This is a genomic window from Planktothrix sp. (assembly GCF_046067725.1).
Classification (GTDB): Bacteria; Cyanobacteriota; Cyanobacteriia; order Cyanobacteriales; family Microcoleaceae; genus Planktothrix.
Genome location: NZ_JBJUDF010000255.1, coordinates 1 through 3727, shown reverse-complemented (window position 1 = coordinate 3727; position 3727 = coordinate 1). Strand labels below are relative to the sequence as shown.

The window sequence follows — 3727 nt, the reverse complement described above, 5'->3', positions numbered from 1 at the left end:
GATTAGAATTAATTGAAACTTCTACGGCTTCTGTAACTGCTTCTTCAAATTCTTCTAAATCTTGGCGCAGTAATTCTTCCGCTTTTGCTTCTGTAATAATCATTCCAGGTTCTACGGTTTTGGTGTGTCCATATCCAATTGTCCACACATCAACAGCATCTAGGTAAGCTTCTAATTCTAAGCCTTCAAAGGATTTAATTAAGTTAACTCCCTCGGAATTAATCGTCATTCCGCCACGAGTTGCGCTATCAGTTACAACCGGAGGAACTTGATCAGCAGAAGCAATCGTAAAGGTTTCAGCGAGGGTAAATTGTAAGGCTTTTTGCAGTAATTTTACTTGTTTGTGAGTCGGAATAACTTTAACGGCTAAACCGTCTTTATATTCATAAATGTTACCATCGGGAAAAATTTCGAGTGTCCGATTCATTGTTTTTATCCTTAATAATTGTTGTCTGAGGGTGTAATTTAGAGTTTGCAGTGTGATTTTCTGGGAGTTAGAAACCCAGTTGATTAAGTAGCGATCGCGGATGGAGAAACCGTTTCTGGTGCAGATAAAGTTGGGGACTCGGTAGACTCATCAACTTTAGTTTTCCAAAGTTCACAAACGGTTTCAGAGGTGGCTGATGATATCCCAGAGGTGGCTGAAGAAATTGTTTTGACAATTAACACCGCCAGCAGAACCGCGATCGAAGAAGCTAACCCTAAATGACTGGCTAAAATGGGTGCTAACAACGCAGCGGCTTTCTCTGAATTTTCTTTGTAAGCCACTAGGATTTTCTGCTTCAATTCCTGATCATCAAACAAATCACTACACATCAATTGATAAGCTTTGATGTTTAATTTTTGGAAAAAGCGATCGCCGGCTTTAACAGTTTCTTGATCAAACCCGCCTCTAGGCGTTGCAATTAACGCCTCTTCTAAACTTTCTAAAGATGAAGCAGAACGAGAGGTTGATTCCTTGGCGAGTTCTTGTTCCTGAATGGCGAGTTGTGCTTTGAGAGTCTCTTCATCAAGTTCTATTAGCTGTTTGGCAAATTCATCACTGATCATCATCAATTTTTCCTTTAAACAAAATTCATCAGTTCTATTAGAAAAAATAAAGAACTTGAAGCTCTCTAACGAGAAATGAAATGTACGAAAAACTGTCCATCTGGGATACAGGTATCTTTAATCATGCCGTAGGAATAATGAAGAAATTTACCTTTTTGATTGTTGCCGTAGGGGTCATTGATATCATAACCTTCTGCAAACCATTCTCCATAGGGATCGTGAACAATAAATCCTTTGCTGTCATATCCAACTAAGACGATAATATGTCCAATTCGAGTAAAAAAGCCATGTACAACGGCTGGATTTCCATTCGCTAACCAATCTTTTACCTGTTCAATGGTTGCTGTTGTTGTGAACTTATCTTTGGCTCCATAATCACGAACAATCACAGCTAGATCATCACCCGAATGACGGCTTAATCCTTGATCTAACGCATATTGATAAAGCTCATCCTCAAACTGTCCCTGACTTTGTTTACGGGAGATTTTGAGATATTCTAAACACATGGCGATCGAAGTAACATTACAGGAACCCGTCGGGTTATGTAAGTTATCATTTTGAGATTTGTAAGGAACTGGCAATTTAATTTCGTTGCGTTTTGGATAAACTTTAGTATTGCCTTCTAAAATCTCGGCGTGTTCTCCAAAAATATACCAAGTCCAACTCTGGTTAATAGGTGTATCTGCTAAGGTAATTTTTAAATGACCACGCTCTACCCCAAATGATGTGATTTTAAGGGTTTTACCGACTTTGATCTCTTGTTTTTCGCTCGCTAGTAGGGTATTAGATTGTAAGGGTTTTGTTTTTAGGAGAGTATCTTTGATAATGTGAACCTGAATGAGTGGCACACTTTCTCCGCCTCGTGCTGCAACTTGATCAGATTCCAGCAATTCTTGAGCCGTTCTGCTTCCTAAAAATTCGGGTTCATAACAGCGCTTTAGGTTTTGAAATCGCTGTAAAGCTGCAATAGAAACATTACCAAAGACCTCTTCTACATTGGAGGAAAGAAACCCTTGATTAATCAGAATTTCCTGAATTTGTGAGCTTAGATCTTGATCTTGTTGAAGATGATAGAAGTCATATTTTAGATTGGCTTCTAAGAAAGATTGCAGATTCATTTTGTACCCTCAGTTTGAATTTTTACAAAATTAACACTGACTGATAATTGACTAAAGATATTAAAAATTAAATCATTCCCCATTCAATAACAAATTTTATTTTTAATTGAATTGTTTTTTTGGGAATTGAATTGATTTGTAAATAAGATAGCTTTTAGCCTCGAACTTATTCAACCTATAAATCTCATAAAAAAACTCATAACAAAATCCGCACTCAGTATATACTTACTACAACAGAATATTCCAATCACGCTTAAGCCAATCTACAAGCACATTATGAACTTAGATTTTGTTCTTAAAATCGTGAACCGTAAGCTGATTGAGAGTCAAAACCCTCCCCTGAATACGGCAGAAGATCTAATACTGCGAGGCATTTGGGAGTACAAGACCTATAACGTCGTTGCTGAAGAAGCGGGCTACAGCCCAGGTTACTTTACGAATGTGGTTGCGCCGGAGTTGTTCCGACGACTTTCGGAAATTACGAACGAACGGGTGACTAAAAAAAACTGTCGAGCCCTGTTAGAGTCTTATGTTGCTACTTGCGGCACACCGGAGAAAACGTTACCCCGTCAAGATCCTATAAGCTTTTCTGCAACGACTTTGCAGGATATATCACCTTGCTTTCCTAGTGGAGCCGTTGCTCTGGGTTCCCCGTTTTATATAGAACGTTCCCCCATTCAAGAGCAAGTTTATGCAGAAATTGGTAAACCTGGAGCTTTGGTGCGGATTAAAGCACCTCAAGAAATGGGTAAAACGTCTCTACTGCTTAGAGTTCTAGACTATGCCCATCGTTTGGACTATTGCACGATTTACCTCAATTTACAGCAAGTTGACCAAGCGATTTTGAGGGATGTGAATCGATTTTTGCGCTGGCTGTGCGCCAGTATTACCCGTCAGCTTGGCAAAGACTCTAACTTAGATAATTATTGGGATGAAGATATTGGCAGCAAAATTAGTTGCACTCTCTATTTGCGAAATTATTTGCTAGAAACTATCGATTCTCCTCTTGTCCTGGCGTTGGATGAAGTCAACCAGATTTTTGAGCATCCTGAAGTGGCGAAAGATTTTTTTTCTTTGCTGCGTTCCTGGTATGAAGAAGCGAAAAGGCTACCTGTTTGGAAGAAGTTGCGCTTAATTGTAGTTCATTCCACAGAAATCTATGTTCCCCTACAGCTTAAGCAGTCCCCTTTTAATGTGGGGCTACCGATTCAGTTAAATAGTTTCAATTTAGAAGAAGTGCTGGAGTTAGCTAAACGCTATGAGCTTAACTGGGCTGATGGAGAAGAGGCAAAACTTCTGATGGGTATGGTAGGAGGACATCCAGCGCTTGTACACACAGCTATCTATCATCTAAGTCGTGGGGATGTGACCCTCACCCAACTGCTGCAAACTGCGCCCACATCAACTGGGGTGTATTCCAGTCACTTGCGACGTCATCAAGCAATCTTGGAAGAACAGCAGGAGTTAGCCATCGCTTTTAATACTGCTATGACTACTCCTGACCCCGTACCATTAGAACCTATCCTAGCTTACAAGTTAAGCAGCATGGGGTTAATTCA

General features: G+C 39.8%; 4 protein-coding genes. 1 reads left to right on the top strand and 3 read right to left on the bottom strand.

Annotated elements, in window-relative coordinates; genetic code table 11:
• From ACKPEB_RS15920 to ACKPEB_RS15910, 3 genes are all read right to left on the bottom strand, one after another.
• Positions 1-427, bottom strand: a 427-nt coding sequence (locus ACKPEB_RS15920) for a lysozyme (RefSeq protein ID WP_408965918.1), incomplete at its 3' end; no start/stop codon positions are given.
• 83 nt (positions 428-510) lie between these two features.
• Positions 511-1053, bottom strand: a complete 543-nt coding sequence (locus ACKPEB_RS15915) for a hypothetical protein (RefSeq protein WP_408965917.1) — start codon at positions 1051-1053, stop codon at positions 511-513.
• A 62-nt stretch (positions 1054-1115) separates the two neighbouring features.
• Complete coding sequence (locus tag ACKPEB_RS15910) at positions 1116-2168, bottom strand: C39 family peptidase (RefSeq protein WP_408965916.1); 1053 nt, start codon at positions 2166-2168, stop codon at positions 1116-1118.
• A gap of 303 nt (positions 2169-2471) precedes the next feature.
• Here ACKPEB_RS15910 and ACKPEB_RS15905 point away from each other — a divergent pair.
• On the top strand, positions 2472-3727 hold a 1256-nt coding region (locus tag ACKPEB_RS15905), incomplete at its 3' end, for an AAA-like domain-containing protein (RefSeq protein WP_408971298.1).

Coding starts and splice junctions, on each gene's coding strand:
- ACKPEB_RS15915 (WP_408965917.1), bottom strand. CDS start 1,053: ATGATGATCAGTGATGAATTTGCCAAACAGCTAATAGAACTTGATGAA.
- ACKPEB_RS15910 (WP_408965916.1), bottom strand. CDS start 2,168: ATGAATCTGCAATCTTTCTTAGAAGCCAATCTAAAATATGACTTCTAT.